We start from the raw sequence: 19,223 nt of genomic DNA, 5'->3' as shown, positions 1-19,223 counted from the left end.
GGGGCGGCACTTACTTTCTTTGCCGCGGCAAAGAAAGTAAGCAAAGAAAGCCGCTCACCCCGCCAATGCTTGACCCTCGCCCACGGGCTCTCAACGTCCCCGCACTTCGCATGGCAGTGTGTTGACTTTGCCCGTTGCCCACGCGCTGATTGAATGCCTCACCCGCTCCACGCGCTCATACAGCGGCTACCCGTCCGTGATGCTTCAGTGCCCTGTGCGGCAAACATATGTCGGTTGTCGCGCCTCACAGGGCAGCGCCCGAACTGTGCAGGCACGTCGCGCAGCGAAGGTGTCCTGATTGCGCGAAGGCCTACATAGGTTTGCCGCGCAGGGGCGCTGGATAATCGAGGGCATGGCTTGCAATGCGGGTACATGAAGCGGGTGAGGCGCAATCAGTGCGTGGGCAACGGGCGTGGGCGAGCACACTGCCGCGATAAAAACGGGGATGGTGAGAGCCCGTGGACAAGCGTCAAGCATTGGCGGTGTGAGCGGCTTTCTTTGCCTCCTTTCTTTGCCGCGGCAAAGAAAGGAGGTGCCGCCCCGCACAGGGGCAACGCCCGCGCCGCGAGGCGCTATCGCGGATGCCAGCGAAAGCGGCAAAACAATGCCAGCGAAAGCGGCAAAACAATGCCAGCGATAGCGGCAAAACATTGCCAGCGCTAGCGGCAAAACAAACCGCAAAGTCCAAATCCTAGTGCACTACCAAACCCCCATCATTGGAAAGCCGATGCGAATGCACCCGCAGCAGTTCAACAAACCGCTGCGCCGGCTCAGCGAGAGCCTCATCCTTGCGAGTAAGGAGCCCAAACCCAGCAAGGCTCTTCCCAATCTCAACAGGCAATCCGACAAGCAGCTTGCCACGCACGTGGTCCCTCACCACGGACTCAGGCAACATCGCAACGGCATCATAGTTCTCGAGCAATTGCAGCGTCGCAAAGATCGACGCACATTCAGTCAGATTGGCTGGCGTGCCAAGCCCCGCGCGCGCCAGTTCCTCTTCGAACAGCACCCGCGCCGGACTCGTGATGGGTTGCGCAACCCACGGCCAGTCCATCAGCTCGGCAAGCGTGACCGACTTGCGCTTCGTCAGTGGATGCACCGCGCGCACGACCAGCACGAGCGTCTCCCGCGCGAGCGGCTCAAAACTGAAATCGTTATGCTGCAAAGGATCCGTCAAACGCCCGAGCGCCAGATCCACTTCGCGCCGGTGCAGCAATTGCACCACCTGATCGCTGGTTTCGCCAAGAATGCATACATGCAAAAGCGGCCGCTCCGTTTTCAACTCGGCGACAGCCATCGCCAGCAGGTCGGGCGCGGCGCCCATGATCGCGCCAACAGTCAACTGCCCATGGCCGCCTTTGCGCTTCACGTCGAGGTCTTCGGCAAAGCGCATCAGCTCAGCAAGCGCGCGCCGCGCGTACGCGAGCGTGACGACGCCGAGCGGCGTCGGCTGCATGCCGCGCGCGTTGCGTTCGAACAGCAAAAAGCCAAGCGCTTGTTCGATATCGCCGAGCATGCGGCTCGCGCTGGGCTGCGCGACGTTGATGGCATCGGCAGCCTGATGAACATTGCGGGCATTGTCGAGAGCGACGAGCAGCGCAAGATGCTTGAACTTGAGCCGGTTGACGAGGGCGACGGTGGCGGCGTTCTGGCTCATGAAAGGTCGGCTGTGCGATTCGGTTTGAGTATCGCCCAATCCCAACAACGGATTGAGATGCTATCGACGCCCGAATTATAGTCGTAGCGAGACGCTGCCAGAGAGAGCGGCCAATACGACTGAACAAGAGACTGGAGACAAGCCCGGCATGGAGACAATCGCTTTCCTGATGGTGCTGAACCCCGGCATGCGCGACGAGTACGAGCGCCGGCACCGTGAGATCTGGCCGGAGCTCGTCGATGCGCTGCACAACGCGGGCGTGCGCGATTACCGGATCTTTCTCGACGAAGCAACCCATCATCTGTTCGCGATACTCACGCGCACGGCCGATCATTCGATGGAGTGCCTGCCCGAACTCGCCGTGATGCGCAAATGGTGGGACTACATGGCCGACGTCATGCAGACGGCGCCCGACCATACGCCGCTGCAAGCGCCGCTCGTTCCAGTATTTGAGCTGACACATCCCTTCAACTGAATCGCGAGGTTCGCGGCGCGCATGCGCACGCGACGAAGGACGCGCCATGAAAGTTGTCGACCCGCACATTCACCTGTGGGATCTGAAGACGCATCGTTACCCGTGGCTCGACAATCCGGGTGTGTCGTTCGTCGGCGATGCGCGTGCGCTGAAGCACGACTATCTGATCGCCGACCTGATCGAGGACGCGAACGGAATCGAGTTGCTCAAGTGCGTGCACGTCGAGGCGAATCACGATCCGCAAGATCCCGTCGAAGAGACGCGCTGGCTGCAATCCGTCGCGGACGCTGCGCTCTCACGCTCGATGCCGAACGGTATCGTCGCCGCCGTCGACCTGTCCGCCGACAACGCCGCCGAAGTTCTGGAAGGGCACGCCGCCTTTGCCAACACGCGCGGGGTGCGGCAAATCCTCAACGTGCATCACGACAAGCTGTACGACTACGTGGGCCGCCATTTCATGCGCGACGCCAGATGGCGAGAGAACTTCAAGCTGCTGCCGCGACATCGGATGTCGTTCGACATCCAGTTGTATCCGTCGCAGATGGAAGAAGCGGCCGCGCTCGCCAAACAGCACGACGACACGCAGTTCATCGTCAATCATGCGGGCATGTTCGTCGACCGCGATAGCGTCGCCGGTTATCGCGCGTGGCGCGAAGGGATGAAGACGCTCGCGCAATGCCCGAATGTCGCGGTGAAGATCAGCGGACTCGCGATGTTCGATCATCAATGGACGGTCGAAAGCCTGCGGCCTTATGTGCTCGAAACGATCGACACGTTCGGCGTCGAGCGCGCGATGTTCGCGTCGAACTTCCCGGTCGATGGGCAGTTCGGCACGTATGACGAGCTGTGGCGTGCGTACGCATCGATTGTCGGCGCGGCAAGCGGGATGGAAAAGGACGCGCTCTTCGTGCGCAACGCCGAACGCTTCTATCGAATCTGAATTCACGCAGTCGCAGCATGAAGGAGGGAGCGTGCAGCAACATACTCAGGAAGTGCCGAGGCTGGAACTGCGGTACGCGAGCAAAGCGTTCGGGCGCGTGCGCGCGCTATCGGACGGCGAGCTCGTGCTGCGGCCCGGCGAAGTACATGCGCTGCTCGGTGAGAATGGCGCGGGCAAATCGACGCTCGTGATACTCGCGGGCGTCCATCAGCCGGATACGGGCGAGTTGTTCATCGACGGCATCGAGCGCCGCTTCGCCACGCCTGCCGAGGCGCGTGACGCGGGACTCGCCGTCATCTATCAGGAACCGACGCTGTTCTTCGATCTGTCGATTGCCGAGAACATCTTCATGGGACGGCAGCCCGTCGACCGTTTAGGACGCATCCGGCACGACGCGATGCGCCGCGAAGTCGATGGGCTGCTCGCGTCGCTCGGCGTCGAGCTGCGCGCGGAGCGCCTCGTGCGCGGGCTGTCGATCGCCGATCAGCAGGTGATCGAGATTGCGAAGGCGCTGTCGCTGAACGCGAACGTGCTGATCATGGACGAACCGACGGCGGCGTTATCGCTGCCCGAAGTCGAGCGGCTCTTTGCGATCGTGCGCAAGCTGCGCGAGCGCGATGTCGCGATTCTGTTCATCACGCACCGGCTCGACGAAGTGTTTGCGTTGACGCAGCACGTCACGATCATGCGCGATGGCGCGAAAGTGTTCGATGCGCCCACCTCGGAGATGACGACGGAGTCCGTGGTCGCGAAGATGGTCGGGCGCGATCTGGAAACGTTCTATCCGAAGGCGGACGTGCAACCCGGCGATGTGCGTCTGTCGGTGCGCAACCTGACACGCGTCGGCGTGTTCAAGGACGTGTCCTTCGACGTGCGCGCGGGCGAAATCGTCGCGCTCGCGGGCCTCGTCGGCGCGGGCCGCAGCGAAGTGGCGCGCGCGATCTTCGGCATCGATCCCGTCGACTCGGGCGAGGTATTGATCGCGGGCAAGCGTCTCGCGATGGGCAATCCCGCGGCGGCCGTGCGCGCGGGCCTGGCGCTCGTGCCGGAGGACCGCCGTCAGCAAGGGCTCGCGCTCGAGCTGAGCATTGCGCGCAATGCGTCGATGACGGTGCTCGGACGGCTCGTGCGTCACGGCCTGATTTCGACGCGCAGCGAAACGCAGCTCGTGACGCGCTGGGGCGCGCGGCTGCGCCTGAAGGCGAGCGATCCGTCCGCGCCCGTCGGCACGTTGTCGGGCGGCAATCAACAAAAGGTGGTGCTCGGCAAATGGCTCGCGACGGGTCCGAAGGTGCTGATCATCGACGAGCCGACGCGCGGCATCGACGTCGGCGCCAAGGCGCAAGTGTATGGCGCGCTGTCCGAGCTCGTGCAGGAAGGCATGGCTGTGCTGATGATTTCGAGCGAACTGCCCGAAGTGCTCGGCATGGCGGACCGCGTGCTGGTGATGCACGAAGGCCGCATCAGCGCCGAGATCGCGCGCGCCGAAGCGAGCGAAGAGGGGATCATGAGCGCGGCGCTCGGACAATCGGCGGCATTACTGGGGCGTGCAGCATGATCCGGCATTCGACTACTTCTCATGCGGCGTCGATCGGGCACGCGCCGCTGCAAAGCACGGGAACGGGTCCGGGCGGCATCGTCGGGACGATTGCGAAGAGCCGCGAGACGACGCTCTTCATCGTGTTGATCCTGCTGATACTCGGAACGTCGCTTGCGCGGCCGCAGTTCCTCAATTTGCAGAACCTGCGCGACGTGCTGCTCAATGTATCGATCATCAGCTTGCTGACGGCGGGCATGACAGTCGTGATCCTGATGCGGCACATCGATCTCTCCGTTGGCTCGACGGTCGGGATTAGCGCATACGCCGTCGGCAGCCTGTATGTCGCGTTTCCATATATGCCCGTGCCGGTGGCGCTCGCGGCGGGCGTCGCAATCGGGTTCGTCGCGGGCGGGATCAACGCGCTCCTGATCGCGGTGGGGCGTGTGCCTTCGCTGGTGGCGACGCTATCGACGCTTTACATCTTCCGTGGCGCCGACTACGCGTGGGTGCACGGCGGCCAGATCAACGCGACGAGTCTGCCCGACGCGTACTCGCGTCTCGCGACGGGCACGCTGCTCGGCATTCCGACGCTCGCGCTGGTCGCCTCCGTCGTGCTGTTCGCGCTGTCGTTCTATCTGAAGCACTTCCGCGCGGGACGCGAGCACTATGCGATCGGCTCGAACCCCGAGGCGGCGCGGCTCGCCGGCGTCAATGTCGAACGACGCGTGATGTCGGGCTTCTTGCTGTCGGGTGCGATTGCGGGCTTCGCGGGCGCGCTGTGGCTTGCGCGCTTCGGCACCGTCGATGCCAGCACTGCGAAGGGAATCGAGTTGCAGGTCGTGGCGGCCGCCGTGGTCGGCAGCGTCGCGATCACGGGCGGCGTCGGCACGATACTCGGCGCGACGCTCGGCGCGCTCGTGCTCGGCGTGATCAGCATCGCGCTCGTCGTGCTGCACGTGTCGCCGTTCTGGGAGCAGGCGATCGAAGGCGCGCTGATCGTCGCGGCCATCGCCGCCGACACGCTGCTCGCCCGCTCCGTCGCCAAACGCATGATGAGGAAACGCGGTCATGGCTAAACCCGATTCGGCGCTGCTCACGCGCAAACGCGAAACGCCGCTGCGCTGGGAAACCTTGCTGGTGATCGTGCTGATCGTGTCGCTCGGTCTAGGGCGCGCGCTGTCGCCCGTGTTCCTGACGGGCGCGAACCTCAGCAACGTGCTGGCCGACCTGACCGAGATCGCGTTGATGGCGCTGCCGATGACGCTCATCATCGTCGCGGCGGAGATCGATCTATCCGTCGCATCGGTGCTCGGCGCATCGAGCGCGCTGATGGGCGTGCTATGGCACATGGGCTTGCCGATGCCCGTCGTGATCGCGCTCGTGCTGCTGTTCGGAATGATCGCAGGACTGTTGAACGGACTTGTGATCGTGAAGCTGAACCTGCCGTCGCTCGCGGTGACGATCGGCACGCTCGCGCTGTTTCGCGGTCTCGCGTATGTGCTGCTCGGCGATCAGGCCGTGGCCGATTTCCCCGCGGGTTATACGGCATTCGGCATGGAGACGCTCGGCGGCACCTTCATACCGCTGCCGTTCGTCATCTTGATCGTGTGCGCGGTGCTGTTCAGCGTGCTGCTGCAGGCGACGGCTTTCGGCCGCAGCCTCTACGCGATCGGCGCGAACTCGACGGCGGCCGCTTTTTCGGGCATCGAGGTCGCCAAAGTACGGCTGCGCCTGTTCGTGCTGTCGGGCTTCATGAGCGCGCTTGCCGGCATCGTCTACACGCTGCGCTTCACGAGCGCGCGCGGTGACAACGGCGAAGGCTTCGAACTTTCCGTGATCGCGGCCGTGCTGTTCGGCGGCGTGAGCATTTTCGGCGGGCGCGGGTCGATGGTCGGCGTGCTGCTGTCGCTGCTCATCATCGGCGTGTTGAAGAACGCGCTCACGCTCGACGACGTGTCGAGCGAAACGCTGACCATCGTGACGGGCGCGCTGCTGCTCGCATCGGTGCTGATTCCGAACCTGGTCGCGCGCTGGCGCGCGATGCGCGACCGCAAGCTGATCGCCGCACAGACATTGGCGAAGCCGGCTGCGCGATGAATCTGTTCCCGATTGAGCCGTTCATCATCGATCGACAAACCCGGACAACACAAGTCCGATTCACCACCAGGAGACAACACATGAACAAACCACTGCGTCACGCGGGAGCGGTGATGCTCTGCGCGGCCTGGCTGGCCGTCAGTGTCGCGGCGTCGGCTGCCGGCATCAAGACGGACCTGAAGATCGCTTTCGTGCCGAAGCAGATCAACAACCCGTACGAAGTGATCGCCGACGATGGCGGCATGGCTGCCATCAAGGAGTTCAAGGGGCAAGGCAAGGTGGTGGGGCCATCGGACGCGGGCGCTTCGTCGCAAGTGTCGTACATCAATACGCTGACGACGCAGCGCCAGGACGCGATCGTCATCGCGGCCAACGATGCGAACGCGCTCGTGCCGTATCTGAAGAAGGCGATGTCGCAAGGGATCAAGGTCGTGACGTTCGACTCCGACACGGCGCCCGAGGGCCGCCAGCTGTTCGTGAACCAGGCGAACGCGGAGAGCATCGGGCGTGGCCAGATTCAGCTCGTGTCGAAGCTGATGGGCGGCGAGGGCGAGTTCGCCATTCTCTCGGCGACGCCGAACGCGACGAACCAGAATACGTGGATCAAGTGGATGCAGGAGGAGTTGAAGAAGCCCGAGTATTCGAAGATGAAGCTCGTGAAAATCGCGTACGGCAATGACGACGACCAGAAGTCGTTCGTCGAGACGCAAGGCTTGTTGCAAGCCTATCCGAACCTGAAGGCGATCGTCGCGCCGACGTCGGTTGGCATCGCGGCGGCGGCGCGCTATATCTCGTCGTCGTCGAGCAAGGGCAAGGTCGCCGTGACGGGCCTCGGCACGCCGAACCAGATGCGCGCGTTCGTCAAGAACGGCACCGTGAAGGCGTTCCAGTTGTGGGACCCGGGCCAGTTGGGTTATCTCGCCGCGTACGCTGCGGCGAATCTGGCGTCGGGCGCGATCTCGGGCAAGGAAGGCGAATCGTTCGATGCGGGCAAGCTCGGCAAGCGCACTATCGGCGCGCAAGGCGAGATCATTCTCGGGCCGCCGACTACGTTCGATGCGAGCAATATCGACAGCTTCAACTTCTGACCTTCAGCCAGACGCTCGACGAAAGCGGGGCCGCTCGCATCAGCGTCCCTGTTTCTTTCGATGCGCTCCGATGACTTTTCAGGCGAGCCCGTTATCCTGCGCGTACTTGACGAGCTCGGCGTTCGTTCGCAGCCTGAGTTTCTTCATCGCGGTCGTCTTTTGCGTCGCGACGGTGGAGATCGACCGATGCAACTGCCGCGCGATGTCGGTCAGCGCAATGCCTGCGACGAACTGGCGGACCACTTCCAGTTCTTTCTTCGTCAAGCCCGGCTTGTGGGGCTCGCTGCCGTCACGGGCGGAGTGCCCCAAACGGTTGCGAATTCTTTCTGAATAGTACGGACGGTGATTGCGCATGATTTCCTGCGCGGCCGTCTGGAATTCCTCGACACCCTCGCATTTGTCCACGATGCCCGCCACACCCGCGCGGCTCAGCCGGTAAAGGACATCGTCATTGTTGAGCATCGTGAACACGAGGATGGGCACGCTCGGGTGATGCCGGCGCAGCCGGGCAATCAAGTTGAGTCCGTCCGTTTCGCTCTGGGTGCTGTCCATCGACAGGTCGGTGATGATCAGATCCCATGCGCCTTCGCCGAGCGTATTCAGCAATTCATGTCCGGATCTCGCCGCCGTGACGACGGCGAAGCCCGGCAAGGTGCCAAGCGCATTGGCGACGGCATGTCGAATAACGGGGTGGTCGTCGGCGATGGCAATCCTGACGTCGCAAGTAGCGTTCATGTTATTAACCAAAGCGGTTTCGGATATACCGTCGTTGAAGTCGAGAAGCCTGGCGGAACAACGTCGCAGTCTGAGCGACTGGAATAGGCAAGTTCTCAGGTCGGACAGATTCTATCTTGTGAAGCGGCGATGAATCAAACCGTGTGAATAGGCGTCTTATAGATTTTTTGCAAAATCAATAATTGAACAGATCTGGATCGTATAGTAATCCGAAAAAAATAGAAGAATTCCGATAGCGAGGCATCGCGTGCAAAGGGATAATTTCGCGCTCGGAAGCTTCTGGCAAAGATAGATGTTTGACCGTTCCTAAATTGGATGGAAGGTAAATGGCGGTGCGGAATAGGTTTTCTATTTGCCTTGCGATGCTCGGCCTGATGTTCGATGCGTCGAGTGCGCACGCTGATGCGGGTGTCGACAGGCTCGATATGACTCGATCGTCCGTCGAAAAGGATCGGCCTGCGGGGCACAGGCCGGTCAGTGCGCGTCGCGCAACCCGGCTCGTCCATTTGCGGCATCGGCATCCGAATGCGAAACGGGTGCGGCTGGTCGCCGCGCGATCCGCGCACAGGCCATTTGCTTTCCATTGCCGGCATTGCTTGCAGGTGAGCTTCAGTGGCGTTCGTCTGCATCGGCCGGTTCTGCATGCGTTACGCGACCCTCAACGGGCTGCGCCGGCGGCTGGCCCGCTTGCGGCGACGCGTTGCGCGGACGGATGTGGCGCTCCGGGTGACGATTTCGTTTCACATGACGTGGCCGGTTCCGTCGACAGTGAGCCGGTGGCCGTGCGTCCTCAGGCGGTCGATTACGGCGGCTGGTTCGGGGGTGAGCGTCCCGTGGCCGTCAGCGCCGAACAAAGCGCGCCTTCCGTCGAGCAGACGATCGCGTCGAACGTCGCGACGGCGGATCAGGTGGATGGAGCAGCAAAGCTGATGCTGCTGATTGCGGCGGCGCCTGCTGCAGCCACGGTGTCTCGCTGGAACGCATCGTTACCATCAGGGGACAGTGTCGTGGCTGTGAAGTACTGACGGGGCCAATTCCGTCAGTGGTGCAATGAAGAAAATGTTTTTAGGGGCCTCCTTAAGGAAAGCAATATGGAAAGAGTAGACCGTAGCGCATTGGCAAATGAAAAGCTGGAGTTGGCTGGCGGCAGCAGTTCAAGCTCCAGTGCCAGCTATAGCTCGAGCACCAACACCATCTCGATTGTGGTGATGGCCAGCAGCAGTTCATCGGGCAAAAGTGGCGGCGGCGGTGTCAGCGGTGGCGGCGGCAACGTTCCGCATCCACCCAGGCATTAAACGATTGTTGGCGCGCGATGACCATTGGACGTTGTCGTAACCGGCATCGTGAAATGCTCGTTGCGCCGATCAGGTATTAGCGGAGTCGTTCCGTTAAGTGTGCAGTAGAAAGTAGTTTGTTCAATTCCAAAACAAGGAAAAGAAAGTGCAAAAAGTAGACCGTAACGCATTGGAAAAGGCGACGCTGGCGGGTGGTTGCTGCAAGTCGTCGACGAGCAAGAGCACGAGCACCAGCACCAGCACGAGTTCGAGCACGAACACCATCACGATCGTCGTCAGGAAGTAAAGCGTTGAGCGGCAGCCGTCGTCGGCTCGCAAGAGCCGCATGGCGCTGCCGCATTCGACGTTGACGGCAAAGTGCCTAATGAGCCCCACGCCGGCGCGTGGGGCTTTGCGTTTTGCGTCTTCGCTCGTCGTCGACATCGGATGACCTGATGCCCTAAACGCGCTCCACAAGAAACGCCGCCATGTACGTGCGGCAATTCAGGCTAACCCTATGAGAATATCGTCGTGGCTGCGCTGGCCGCGCGCGATGCGGCGCGCACGGCTCGTCGTACTTCGCGCAGTGATGTCCCGCGTTCCGCTTGCCGCACTCGAGCCCATTGCAAACGCACTCTCGATGCCGCGGGCGCTGCTCGATGCGAATCGCCGTGCGCGTGGTCGCGAGCGCGCCGATTTCGGCCGCGACGTGATGAAACTCACGACACTGCGCAATGGCCGCCTGCTCGCCGCTCCGGCGTTGGAAAAGCTGATCGACCAGCGCCTGCATTTCGGACGCCAGCGCCGGCTCGACGAAGCTTGGCCCGATCTTCAGCGCATCGCCGGTTCGCTTGCGCAAACCATCGCGGGGCTCAAGCGGCAAGCGCCGGGACGTCCCATCATCGTGTCGCCGTTTCATTACGTATCGCAGTACGCAAACATCTATGTGATCGACGATCTGCGCGCGAAGCTCGGGCTTGCGCGAATCGGCGTCGTGTCGGGCGTGCCGCGCGATCTCTACGGCAGCGACGACGCGATGATTCCTAACATCGACGTGCTGTACACCTACGACCAAGACAATCGCAGCGGCCTCGGCCTGCAGGTCGCGCGCTCGCTCAGGCGCAGCGGCGTCGTCGTGATCTTCGCCGACGTGCCGCCATACACGCTTCATCGTTATCCGATGGAGACGATAGGCGTGTCGATCTTCGGGCAGGCCGCGTGCATTCACAACGGCGTGTTCCGCATGGGCGCGCCGCTCGACGCGATCCTGCTGCCGTTCTACCTGCGCTTTGAGCGCGGCAGGTTTAGCGGCACGGTGCTGGAACCTGTATCGCTAAAAGATCCATGCGCGCCGCAACGGGTCGCGCGTGACATCGAGCAGGCGCTGATGAACAACTTCGACCGCTCGCTCATCGCCGGTCATCCTTCGCTGTATGCGTTTGCGCCCGCGAAATAGGCGTTGACGAATCGATGCGGGCTGTAGCGGCCGCGCAAAACATCATGGAACCAACCAGTCTTCCCCAATTCAACGATGTGCGGTGGCGATGGATCGCGTACGGCGCGTCGGGCGTCGTCGTTGCCGCCGTCGCGTTCGGTTTTCTGCACGAAGTCGAGCTCAAGCAGGACGTCCAATGCGAGATCGTGTCGCCATCCGATGTCAAGGTGCAGGGCCTGAGCGGTCTCGTGTCGACCGTTTATGTGCGCCCCGGCGAGCGTGTGATGCAGGGCATGCGGCTCTTCAGCGTGCAGCGCGATCTTTCGCTCACGAGCGACGGGCAGCGGCGTCCCGCGTTTGACGAGCAGATGCGCGATCAACAGGTCCGCACGGCCGACCAGCAATACGAGCAGCGCAAGGCGCAGCTTGCGGCGCAACTCGACACGGCGAACGCGACGGTCGCCAGCCGCCGCGCGGAGATGAGCGCGCTCGACGAACAGATCGCGCAGAACCGGCAGCTCGTGAACGAGGCACAGCAGAAGCTGAGCCGGCTGCAATCGGTGTCCGACTACGTGACGGCTGACCGCATCGAGCAGGCGAGCGTGGACACGCATCAGATGAAGATCTCCGTCGCGCAAGGTGTCGCACGGCGCCGGCAACTGGATGGAGAGATCGCGGCGCAACGTGGCACACAAAGCGATCTGGCGGCGCAACTGAAGGAGAACGACGCGCGCCACGCGCGTGAGATTCAGGACATCCGGATGCGCTACGAGCAGTCGCGCCAGGATTCGACGATCTCCGCGCCGAAGTCGGGTGTGGTCACGTTTTCGAGTCTCGTGCCCGGCCGCACGCTCGACGCCGCCGATGTCGCCCTTGTCATTTCGACCGACAACCAGGGCGCGCTGCGCGCCGCGCTGCGCATTCCGTCGCGCCGCCGCGGCTTCGTGCGGACGGGGCAAACAGTGCGCCTCAAGTTCGATGCGTTTCCATACGTCAGGTTCGGCAGCTACGAGGCGCGCATCGATGCGATCTCGCAGACCACGGTGCAGTCGCCGATGTCGCCGGCGCCTGCGTCGCCCGCCTCGCCGAAAGACACGGGCGACGGCGACTTCATGGCCTGGGCGACGTTGCGCGGCAAGACATTCGACTACGGCAGCCAGCATTTCGACATCCTGCCCGGCATGCGCGCGACGGCGAGCATCGTGGTCGAGCGCAGAACGATTGCGCAGTGGGTGCTGGAGCCGTTGTTCCGTACGATCAGAGGTTGAAGGCAATGCGCGTGATTTATCAAAACGAAGTCGCGGAATGCGGCTATGCGTGTCTTGCGATGGTGCTCACGCATCTTGGCCGCGCGACCGAGGTGCGCGAGTTGTCCGCCTACCGGCCCATCTCCGCGAACGGTCTGTCGCTGATGGACCTGTACGACATGGCCACCGAATTCGGGCTGGCGGTGCAGGCGTACCGTTTCGGCATCGATGACCTGCCGGCCGTCAAGCGCGGCTCGATCCTGCATTTCGGCGGCGCGCATTTCGTCGTGTTCGAAAAGAGCGGGCACGGCTATGTGCAGGTCCTCGACCCGGCGACGGGTAGGCGGCGCATTTCGATGGACACATTTGCGTCGGCTGTGTCGGGTTTCCTGCTCGAATGCTCGCCGACGCCCGCGATGCCGCGCATCCGCGCGAAGTCCCAGGTGCCGAGGGCGCTCGCGCGTGTGCGCGCGCTGAACCCGGACTTGCGGCGGCATCTCGCGAAAGTCATGTTCGTGATGCTGGGGAGCCAGTTCGCGATTCTCGCGGCGCCTTACCTCGGCAACCTGACGCTTGACTATGTCGTCGCTGCCGACAACATCAGCCTGCTGAACGTGCTGGTGCTGACGTTCGCGGGCATCTTCGCGGTGGGCGCGCTGAGCCAGTATGTCGAGGTGCGTCTCGTCGAATTGCTGCATCAGCGCGTGCAGATCAACGCGACGCAGGGCCTGCTGGGGCATCTGCTGCGCAATCCGATGTCGTGGTTCGAGAAGCGGCACGTCGGCGATGTGTTCGCACGCGTGAAGGCGCAGGACGAAATCAGCGTGCAGGCAACGCGCACCTTCACGCGTATGTGCGTCGACGCGACGGTCGGTGTGCTTGCGCTGGCGCTGATGCTGATTCAGAGCCGGATGCTGACGGGCGTGGCGCTCGCGATGTTCGCCGTCTATCTGTCGATCGCGATCGGCATGTTCGCGCCGATGCGCGACAACCATGCGCTCGTATTGGAAACATCCGCCCGCTGCGACGATGCGCTGATCGAGACGATCCGCGCGGCGTCGCTGATCAAGCTCGCGCAAGGCGAGACGCGGCGCACGGCGATGTTCATGACGAAGTATCGCGAGTACGTGGCGTCGCTCTTGACCGACAACCGTTTGCGCAGCGCGCGCGATGCCTTCCTGAAGGCCGTGCAATACGCGGACACGATAGCGATCACATGGGTCTCCGCGCGGCTGATGCTGGGCGGAAAGATATCGGTCGGCGTGTTCTACTCGTTCCTGATCTACAAGTCGTTGATGTCGGAACGCTTCGCATCGCTGGTCGATGGCGTGTTCCTGCATTTCATGCTGAGCGTGCCCGTCGCGCGCGTGGACGACATCGCCGAATGTGAAGGGGAGCGCTATACGCCCGCCGCCGACATGCAGCGCGCGGCGGAAGTGCGTTCGTTCGAGCGCATCGAAGTGCGCGACGTCACGTTCAGCTACGGGGTATCGGACCAGCCTGTGCTGAAGAACGCGAGCATCGACATTCACGCGGGCGACAAGATTGCGATCACGGGTCCATCGGGCGCGGGCAAGTCGACGCTCTTCAAGCTGTTGTCCGCCGCCGAGCCATTGCAGCACGGGCAAATAGCATTGAATGGCATCGCATGGCCGAACCTGAGCGTCGACGAAATACGCCGTCACGCCGCGCATATGCGCCAGGGCGATCTGATTCTGCACGGATCGATCGCGGACAACGTCTCGCTGTTTTCGGGCAGCATCGACGAAGCGCGCCTTCAGTCGACACTCGAAGACGCCGGCCTGTGGAGCGACGTGATGCGTCTGCCGATGCGCACGCGCACCATCATCAGCGATACGATCGCGAATATTTCCGCAGGCCAGCGGCAGCGCCTGCTGCTTGCGCGTGCGTTGTACCAGAACCGCAGCCTGCTGCTGCTCGACGAGCCCACGTCGAATCTCGATCCCGCTTCCGTCAGGCAGATCGGCGCACTGTTGCAGCGGGTCGATTGCACCGTCGTCGTCATTACGCACGACATGGCGCTCGCCGCGACGTTCAATCACCGCTACCGGCTCGTCGATGGCGCGCTCGTGCGTGAGGCTCCGGACTTCAGTCACTTCGATGCAGTCGATACATCGCATGTCTAGATTCAGAACTTCGATGATTGCCGCCATCGTGTTTTGTATGGCAGGGCCGGGCGCGCGGGCCGCCGATCTCGTCACTGTCGTTCAACAGGCGCTCGGCCACGATGCCGATCTCGCGCAGGCGCGCGCCGCGTTCGTCGCCGCGAAGGAGGCCGTGCCGCAGGCGCGCGCGGCATTGCTGCCGCAGCTTTCGGGCGGCTGGGGGCGCACGTACAACAGCATCGAGATGCAAGGCCTTCCGCGTCAGTCGTACTGGCAGAACGGCTGGACCGTCTCGCTGACCCAGCCGGTCTTCGACTGGACGAGATGGACGACATACAGGCAGGCCGACTACGTCGAAGCGCGCGGCGCGGTGGATGTCGACGGTACGCAGCAAGCGGCACTGTTGCGCGCGGTGCGAGCCTATTTCGATGAGCTCGCCGCCGAGGACGAGGTCGAGCGCGCTGCCGACTACGCCGCCGCCGTCGATGCGCACATCCAGGTCCTGCAACGCAATCGTGCGGCGGGGGAAGCAACCGTCGTCGACGTGAGCGAGGCATTGACGACCCGCGAGCAGGTGACGCTGCAACAGACCGACGCGCAGAACGCACTGAGAACGAAGCGCCGCGCGCTCGAACAGACAACGGGCGCGCCGTTCGAGATGCTCGCGAGACTGCCCGATGCGCTCGCGCTGCCGCGTCTTGCACCCGAAGATGCCGACGCATGGGCGGCGCAGGCGAAGGAGCATGGCTACGCGGTCCAGCAAAAGCAGCTCGACTGGCAGATCGCGAAGCTCGATGTGAGCAAGGCAGAAGGTGCGCATTATCCGTCCGTCTACGCGACGGGCAGCTATACGCCGGCGGGTGCGGCGTCGGGCTATTCACGCCCGACCACGACGACAACGGGCATGTTGTCCATTTCGATTCCGCTGTATGCGGGCGGCGCGATGCAGTCGAAGGTGCGCGAAACCGAGGCGCTGCTGGACAAGTCGCACGAAGCGCTCGTCGGCGCGGCGCGTGCCGCCGATGGTTCCGCGCGCGACAACTATGCACGCTATCAGCAAGGACGCGTGCGCGTCGACATGCTGACGCATCTCGTCGCATCGTGCCGCGAAACGCTCGCGGCAACGCGCGTGGGCTACAGGGTCGGCACGCGCACGAGCACCGACGTGCTGCGCGCAATCGACACGCTGTACGCGATGCAGCGCGATCTGTTCGCCGCGCGCTACGACACCATCGTCGCGTTGATGCAATTGAAGGGCGATACGTCGACGCTCGGCTTCACGGACGTCGTGCAGATCAACGCGGTGCTGCATTGAAAAGCAATGAACTGCAGCGCAACGAACGCTTCGGGTAAAGAAGTGTCAAGAATGCGCCGTGCTGCGTAAGAGGCGTCAACGCTTCTTCAGGCGGCGCGTTTAGAGCGATGACCTTATCAGGTCGGGGCGGCTAATCAGCCGTTTAGTTAAATCCAGGGTTTTGAGGAATCAAGTCAATGAACAAGCACATCATCGCCGCCGCTCTGGCAGGTCTGTTCTCGGTCGCCGCATTTGCTCAGGCATCGGCCCCCGCCGCTACGGAAGCAGCGCCGGCAGCTGCATCGGCACCGGCCGCGAAGCACCATGCAAAGAAGCATCATGCAAAGAAGCACGCACACAAGAAGGCGGCGCCCGCAAAGGCAGCTAGCGTTGACGCAGCATCGGCAGCGCAGTAATTAGCGGGATCACCTGGCGTTACACGCTGGGTTTAAAGGAGGAAGCGCGGACTGAGCCGCCTTCCTCTTTTTTTGCGTCAACCGTTCGACGTGCGCTGGTTGGAAAGCGGACCGAGCGCGGTTGCGAAACGGCGCGCGCATTCCAGACCGAATGACGTGGGGCGCATGCCGCGATCACGTACGACATCGAAACCCATGCGCCACGCGGCGATGCGCTTGCCATAACAGGTCAACGCATCGAGCGACTGCATCACGAAGACGATGGACGGCAGAATGCGTTCATACAGCGTTTGCGCCTTCGCCTCGTCGCCTGCGGCAAACGCGCTGTAAATCGCGGCTTGCCAGTCGAAGGTATCGGGCGCGACGATCAAGCCCGCGCAACCGGCGCGCAGATTGTCGATCAGTTCCTGTCCGCCGCGCCCATTGAAGACAGGCAACATGCTGCTTTGTTCGCGCAGCCGTTCGATCGTCGATTGAACGATCGTGGCGGGGCCTTCGCCTTTTAGCCACTGGAATTGCGCGTACTGCGCCGCGAGCGCGACGAGCGATTGCACCGACAGGCCCACGCCCAGATACTCGGGCGCATTCTGAATGCCGACGGGCACGCTGACGCGCTGCATGATGTCGGCGAAGAAATCGAAGTAGAACGATTCGGGCCTGTCGCGTATCGATGGCGGTTGCAGCACCAGCGACGACGCGCCATGCTCGACGGCATCGTCCGCCAGCGCGAGTTGCGCATCGACAGTGTCGCCCGTGATCGTCACAGCCAGCGGCACGCGGTTCGCGAGATGCTCGCTCGTCCACGCGATAAAGCGGTGCTTCTCCTCGAGCGACAAACGGTTCACTTCCGTCGCAAGGCCGAGAATCACGATGCCGCTTGCGCCAGCCTCGATCGCGCTATCGATCTGCGCATCAATTGCGCGCCGCTCGAGCGCGTCGTTTGCGTCGAAATAAGCGTAAAGCACGGGCCAGATGCCGCGCGGCCAGAAGCGTGCTTGCGCCATGATCAATGCGAGTCGCGCGGCACGGGCGCGCCGCTCGCGCCGACGAGGAAGTCGAGGTCCGCACCCTGGTCGGCCTGCAGCACGTGTTCGACGTAAAGCCGGTAGTAGCCGCGCGCGGGCAGTTCAGGCGCTTGCCATGCCGCGCGCCGCCGTTCGAGTTCTTCGTCGGACACGTCCAGATGAAGGCGCCGTGCCGCGACGTCCAGCTCGATCATGTCGCCCGTTTGCACCAGCGCGAGCGGCCCGCCTGCCGCCGCTTCGGGCGACACGTGCAGCACGACGGCGCCATAGGCCGTGCCGCTCATGCGGCCGTCGGAGATGCGGACCATGTCGGTGATGCCTTTTTGCAGGACCTTTTTCGGCAGCGGCATGTTGCCGACCTCGGCGAAGCCCGGATAGCCTTTCGGCCCAGCGCCCTTGAGCACCATCACGCAATGCTCGTCGATATCGAGCGATGCGTCGTCGACTTTCGCGTGCAGTTCCTCGACGTTCTCGAACACCACCGCGCGCCCGCGATGCTTCAACAACGAAGCCGTCGCCGCGGATGGCTTGATCACCGCGCCATTCGGCGCAAGGTTGCCTTGCAGCACGGCGATGCCCGCTTGTGGCTTGAACGGTTCGTCGAAGGTCGTGATCACTTTCTGATCGTAGTTCGGCGCATCGCAGACGTTGTCCCAGATGGTTTTGCCGTTGACGGTCAACGCGTCGCGATGCAGCAGACCTTGCTCGCCCAGTTGCCGCAACACGGCGGGCAAGCCGCCCGCGTAGTAGAAATCTTCCATCAGATACTCGCCCGAGGGCTGCAGGTTCACGAGGCAAGGCACGTTCGATCCGAGCTCCCAGTCTTCGAGCCTGAGATCGACGCCGATGCGCCGCGCGAGCGCGATCAGGTGCACGACGGCATTCGTCGAGCCACCGATCGCCGCGTTCGTGCGGATCGCGTTTTCGAAGGCCTCGCGCGTGAGGATCTTGTCCATCGTCACGTCGTCGCGAACCATCTCGACGATGCGCCGTCCCGCCAGATGCGCGAGCACCTGGCGGCGCGCATCGACGGCGGGAATGGCGGCGTTGTGCGGCAGGCCGATGCCGAGCGACTCGACCATCGACGCCATCGTCGATGCCGTGCCCATCGTCATGCAGTGGCCGCGCGAACGGTTCATGCACGATTCGGCATCGATGAATTCCTGCTGGCTCAGCGTGCCCGCGCGGACCTCTTCGGACATTTGCCACACGCCCGTGCCCGAGCCGATCGTGCGGCCGCGAAACCGGCCGTTGAGCATCGGCCCGCCCGACACCGCGAGCGCGGGCAGATTGCACGACGCCGCGCCCATCAGGAGCGCGGGCGTGGTCTTGTCGCAGCCGACGAGCAGGATCACACCGTCGAGGGGATTGCCGCGTATCGACTCCTCGACATCCATCGATGCGAGGTTGCGAAACAGCATCGCCGTGGGCCGCAGATTCGATTCGCCCAGCGACATCACGGGAAACTCGAGCGGCAGGCCGCCCGCTTCGCGCACGCCGCGTTTGACGTACTCGGCGAGTTCGCGGAAATGGGCGTTGCAGGGCGTGAGTTCGGACCATGTATTGCAGATGCCGATGACCGGGCGGCCGTCGAATTCGTCGTGGGGTATGCCCTGGTTTTTCATCCACGAACGATGGATGAAGCCGTCCTTGTCGTTCCTGCCGAACCAGCTCTGCGAGCGGAGCTTGCGCATGGTGTCTCCCGTTTCTGTGTCCTCGGCATGGGCTGCCGTTGCGACACAGCTTAGCCTATTCGCCGCGCGAAGCGGCGGGCCGCAGGCGCTGTCACGACCCGCGGCGCGAGCCAGTTGCGCTGCAACAGAGCACGCATCGGCGAGCATGCCGCGCGGCCGTCAATGCCCGGCTGCACGGGC

Annotated in this window: 19 protein-coding genes; 13 read left to right on the top strand and 6 right to left on the bottom strand. The window is 63.1% G+C overall.

Annotation, left to right across the window (positions count from 1 at the left end):
• Positions 1 to 691: 691 nt before the first annotated feature.
• On the bottom strand, positions 692 to 1,657 hold the full coding sequence (locus J8I87_RS32775) for a LysR family transcriptional regulator (protein ID WP_209936363.1): 966 nt from the start codon (positions 1,655 to 1,657) through the stop codon (positions 692 to 694).
• A 148-nt stretch (positions 1,658 to 1,805) separates the two neighbouring features.
• Between J8I87_RS32775 and rhaM the strand changes: the two genes are divergently transcribed.
• The 6 genes from rhaM to rhaS all read left to right on the top strand — a co-directional run bounded on the left by rhaM (position 1,806) and on the right by rhaS (position 7,797).
• The gene (gene rhaM / locus J8I87_RS32770; protein WP_209936362.1) at positions 1,806 to 2,132 is read left to right on the top strand and encodes an L-rhamnose mutarotase; all 327 of its coding nucleotides are present in this window, start codon (positions 1,806 to 1,808) and stop codon (positions 2,130 to 2,132) included.
• Between the two features lie 46 nt (positions 2,133 to 2,178).
• The gene (locus J8I87_RS32765; RefSeq protein WP_209936361.1) at positions 2,179 to 3,072 is read left to right on the top strand and encodes an amidohydrolase family protein; all 894 of its coding nucleotides are present in this window, start codon (positions 2,179 to 2,181) and stop codon (positions 3,070 to 3,072) included.
• 31 nt (positions 3,073 to 3,103) lie between these two features.
• On the top strand, positions 3,104 to 4,630 hold the full coding sequence (locus J8I87_RS32760) for a sugar ABC transporter ATP-binding protein (RefSeq protein ID WP_209936360.1): 1,527 nt from the start codon (positions 3,104 to 3,106) through the stop codon (positions 4,628 to 4,630).
• Complete coding sequence (locus tag J8I87_RS32755; RefSeq protein ID WP_209936359.1) at positions 4,627 to 5,688, top strand: ABC transporter permease; 1,062 nt, start codon at positions 4,627 to 4,629, stop codon at positions 5,686 to 5,688. Before J8I87_RS32760 ends, J8I87_RS32755 begins: the two co-directional genes overlap by 4 nt.
• Positions 5,681 to 6,709 (top strand): ABC transporter permease, encoded by a 1,029-nt coding sequence (locus tag J8I87_RS32750; RefSeq protein ID WP_209936358.1) that lies wholly within the window; start codon positions 5,681 to 5,683, stop codon positions 6,707 to 6,709. The genes J8I87_RS32755 and J8I87_RS32750 overlap by 8 nt, the downstream gene beginning before the upstream one ends.
• A gap of 80 nt (positions 6,710 to 6,789) precedes the next feature.
• Positions 6,790 to 7,797 (top strand): rhamnose ABC transporter substrate-binding protein, encoded by a 1,008-nt coding sequence (gene rhaS / locus J8I87_RS32745; protein WP_209936357.1) that lies wholly within the window; start codon positions 6,790 to 6,792, stop codon positions 7,795 to 7,797.
• Positions 7,798 to 7,875: 78 nt separating this feature from the next.
• Here rhaS and J8I87_RS32740 read toward each other — a convergent pair whose 3' ends face one another.
• The gene (locus tag J8I87_RS32740) at positions 7,876 to 8,532 is read right to left on the bottom strand and encodes a response regulator transcription factor (protein ID WP_209936356.1); all 657 of its coding nucleotides are present in this window, start codon (positions 8,530 to 8,532) and stop codon (positions 7,876 to 7,878) included.
• 134 nt (positions 8,533 to 8,666) lie between these two features.
• Positions 8,667 to 9,161: a hypothetical protein gene (locus J8I87_RS32735; RefSeq protein ID WP_209936354.1), complete on the bottom strand. Its 495-nt coding sequence runs from the start codon at positions 9,159 to 9,161 to the stop codon at positions 8,667 to 8,669.
• Positions 9,162 to 9,314: 153 nt separating this feature from the next.
• Here J8I87_RS32735 and J8I87_RS32730 point away from each other — a divergent pair, with 153 nt between their 5' ends.
• Positions 9,315 to 9,557 (top strand): hypothetical protein, encoded by a 243-nt coding sequence (locus tag J8I87_RS32730; protein WP_209936353.1) that lies wholly within the window; start codon positions 9,315 to 9,317, stop codon positions 9,555 to 9,557.
• Between the two features lie 66 nt (positions 9,558 to 9,623).
• Positions 9,624 to 9,827 carry a hypothetical protein gene (locus tag J8I87_RS32725; RefSeq protein WP_209936352.1) on the top strand — a complete coding sequence of 68 codons (204 nt, stop codon included), beginning with the start codon at positions 9,624 to 9,626 and terminating at the stop codon, positions 9,825 to 9,827.
• Between the two features lie 120 nt (positions 9,828 to 9,947).
• On the opposite strand, the gene J8I87_RS32720 is transcribed toward J8I87_RS32725, so the two are convergent.
• Positions 9,948 to 10,154: a hypothetical protein gene (locus tag J8I87_RS32720; RefSeq protein ID WP_209936351.1), complete on the bottom strand. Its 207-nt coding sequence runs from the start codon at positions 10,152 to 10,154 to the stop codon at positions 9,948 to 9,950.
• A gap of 169 nt (positions 10,155 to 10,323) precedes the next feature.
• Between J8I87_RS32720 and J8I87_RS32715 the strand changes: the two genes are divergently transcribed.
• The 5 genes from J8I87_RS32715 (at position 10,324) to J8I87_RS32695 (ending at position 16,324) form a co-directional block, all read left to right on the top strand.
• The gene (locus J8I87_RS32715) at positions 10,324 to 11,262 is read left to right on the top strand and encodes a hypothetical protein (RefSeq protein WP_245254332.1); all 939 of its coding nucleotides are present in this window, start codon (positions 10,324 to 10,326) and stop codon (positions 11,260 to 11,262) included.
• Positions 11,263 to 11,306: 44 nt separating this feature from the next.
• Complete coding sequence (locus J8I87_RS32710; protein ID WP_209936350.1) at positions 11,307 to 12,509, top strand: HlyD family efflux transporter periplasmic adaptor subunit; 1,203 nt, start codon at positions 11,307 to 11,309, stop codon at positions 12,507 to 12,509.
• 5 nt (positions 12,510 to 12,514) lie between these two features.
• Positions 12,515 to 14,635, top strand: a complete 2,121-nt coding sequence (locus tag J8I87_RS32705) for a peptidase domain-containing ABC transporter (RefSeq protein WP_209936349.1) — start codon at positions 12,515 to 12,517, stop codon at positions 14,633 to 14,635.
• On the top strand, positions 14,628 to 15,929 hold the full coding sequence (locus tag J8I87_RS32700) for a TolC family outer membrane protein (RefSeq protein ID WP_209936347.1): 1,302 nt from the start codon (positions 14,628 to 14,630) through the stop codon (positions 15,927 to 15,929). Before J8I87_RS32705 ends, J8I87_RS32700 begins: the two co-directional genes overlap by 8 nt.
• 176 nt (positions 15,930 to 16,105) lie before the next feature.
• A complete protein-coding gene (locus J8I87_RS32695) occupies positions 16,106 to 16,324 on the top strand; it encodes a hypothetical protein (protein WP_209936346.1) in 219 nt (72 codons plus the stop codon).
• Between the two features lie 77 nt (positions 16,325 to 16,401).
• On the opposite strand, the gene J8I87_RS32690 is transcribed toward J8I87_RS32695, so the two are convergent.
• Complete coding sequence (locus tag J8I87_RS32690) at positions 16,402 to 17,328, bottom strand: dihydrodipicolinate synthase family protein (RefSeq protein WP_245254331.1); 927 nt, start codon at positions 17,326 to 17,328, stop codon at positions 16,402 to 16,404.
• A gap of 2 nt (positions 17,329 to 17,330) precedes the next feature.
• On the bottom strand, positions 17,331 to 19,043 hold the full coding sequence (locus J8I87_RS32685) for an IlvD/Edd family dehydratase (RefSeq protein ID WP_209936345.1): 1,713 nt from the start codon (positions 19,041 to 19,043) through the stop codon (positions 17,331 to 17,333).
• Positions 19,044 to 19,223 lie beyond the last annotated feature (180 nt).

The sequence above is a fragment of the Paraburkholderia sp. LEh10 genome, assembly GCF_017814945.1.
GTDB lineage: Bacteria > Pseudomonadota > Gammaproteobacteria > Burkholderiales > Burkholderiaceae > Paraburkholderia.
Note: the sequence above shows the minus strand (reverse complement) of the source record. Positions and strands in the feature narration are given on the sequence as shown.

What these genes read in the sequence shown, in the direction of transcription:
- J8I87_RS32750 (WP_209936358.1), top strand. Translation starts at nt 5,681, where the DNA reads ATGGCTAAACCCGATTCGGCGCTGCTCACGCGCAAACGCGAAACGCCG.
- J8I87_RS32755 (WP_209936359.1), top strand. Translation starts at nt 4,627, where the DNA reads ATGATCCGGCATTCGACTACTTCTCATGCGGCGTCGATCGGGCACGCG.
- J8I87_RS32725 (WP_209936352.1), top strand. Translation starts at nt 9,624, where the DNA reads ATGGAAAGAGTAGACCGTAGCGCATTGGCAAATGAAAAGCTGGAGTTG.
- rhaM (WP_209936362.1), top strand. Translation starts at nt 1,806, where the DNA reads ATGGAGACAATCGCTTTCCTGATGGTGCTGAACCCCGGCATGCGCGAC.
- J8I87_RS32720 (WP_209936351.1), bottom strand. Translation starts at nt 10,154, where the DNA reads ATGCGGCTCTTGCGAGCCGACGACGGCTGCCGCTCAACGCTTTACTTC.
- J8I87_RS32765 (WP_209936361.1), top strand. Translation starts at nt 2,179, where the DNA reads ATGAAAGTTGTCGACCCGCACATTCACCTGTGGGATCTGAAGACGCAT.
- J8I87_RS32775 (WP_209936363.1), bottom strand. Translation starts at nt 1,657, where the DNA reads ATGAGCCAGAACGCCGCCACCGTCGCCCTCGTCAACCGGCTCAAGTTC.
- rhaS (WP_209936357.1), top strand. Translation starts at nt 6,790, where the DNA reads ATGAACAAACCACTGCGTCACGCGGGAGCGGTGATGCTCTGCGCGGCC.
- J8I87_RS32740 (WP_209936356.1), bottom strand. Translation starts at nt 8,532, where the DNA reads ATGAACGCTACTTGCGACGTCAGGATTGCCATCGCCGACGACCACCCC.
- J8I87_RS32690 (WP_245254331.1), bottom strand. Translation starts at nt 17,328, where the DNA reads ATGGCGCAAGCACGCTTCTGGCCGCGCGGCATCTGGCCCGTGCTTTAC.
- J8I87_RS32710 (WP_209936350.1), top strand. Translation starts at nt 11,307, where the DNA reads ATGGAACCAACCAGTCTTCCCCAATTCAACGATGTGCGGTGGCGATGG.
- J8I87_RS32695 (WP_209936346.1), top strand. Translation starts at nt 16,106, where the DNA reads ATGAACAAGCACATCATCGCCGCCGCTCTGGCAGGTCTGTTCTCGGTC.
- J8I87_RS32700 (WP_209936347.1), top strand. Translation starts at nt 14,628, where the DNA reads ATGTCTAGATTCAGAACTTCGATGATTGCCGCCATCGTGTTTTGTATG.
- J8I87_RS32705 (WP_209936349.1), top strand. Translation starts at nt 12,515, where the DNA reads ATGCGCGTGATTTATCAAAACGAAGTCGCGGAATGCGGCTATGCGTGT.
- J8I87_RS32735 (WP_209936354.1), bottom strand. Translation starts at nt 9,161, where the DNA reads ATGCAGACGAACGCCACTGAAGCTCACCTGCAAGCAATGCCGGCAATG.
- J8I87_RS32685 (WP_209936345.1), bottom strand. Translation starts at nt 19,043, where the DNA reads ATGCGCAAGCTCCGCTCGCAGAGCTGGTTCGGCAGGAACGACAAGGAC.
- J8I87_RS32715 (WP_245254332.1), top strand. Translation starts at nt 10,324, where the DNA reads ATGAGAATATCGTCGTGGCTGCGCTGGCCGCGCGCGATGCGGCGCGCA.